2 tRNA genes and 1 rRNA gene are annotated in these 440 nt (G+C 45.7%); all 3 read left to right on the top strand.

Features of this window, described 5'->3' with window-relative positions:
* Positions 1 to 53, top strand: a 16S ribosomal RNA gene (locus tag A7090_RS24230); the annotation flags it as partial.
* Positions 54 to 121: 68 nt separating this feature from the next.
* Positions 122 to 198: transfer RNA gene (locus A7090_RS24225), tRNA-Ile, on the top strand.
* A 42-nt stretch (positions 199 to 240) separates the two neighbouring features.
* A tRNA-Ala gene (locus tag A7090_RS24220) sits at positions 241 to 316 on the top strand.
* Positions 317 to 440 lie beyond the last annotated feature (124 nt).

Here is a 440-nt window from a genome sequence, read left to right as displayed (position 1 = left end):
TGAAGTCGTAACAAGGTAACCGTAGGGGAACCTGCGGTTGGATCACCTCCTTACCTTAAAGAAACGTTCTTTGTAGTGCTCACACAGATTGTCTGATGAAAATGAGCAGTAAAACCTCTACAGGCTTGTAGCTCAGGTGGTTAGAGCGCACCCCTGATAAGGGTGAGGTCGGTGGTTCAAGTCCACTCAGGCCTACCAAATTTGCACCGCAAATTTGAAGAGGTTTTAACTACATGTTATGGGGCTATAGCTCAGCTGGGAGAGCGCCTGCTTTGCACGCAGGAGGTCTGCGGTTCGATCCCGCATAGCTCCACCATCTCTGTAGTGACTCAATAAAAAAGACTTCAGAGTGTACCTGAAAAGGTTCACTGCGAAGTTTTGCTCTTTAAAAATCTGGATCAAGCTGAAAATTGAAACACTGAATAGTCGAAAGATTATTC

This window comes from Escherichia sp. MOD1-EC7003 (assembly GCF_002965065.1).
Taxonomy (GTDB): Bacteria; Pseudomonadota; Gammaproteobacteria; order Enterobacterales; family Enterobacteriaceae; genus Escherichia.
Note: the sequence above shows the minus strand (reverse complement) of the source record. Positions and strands in the feature narration are given on the sequence as shown.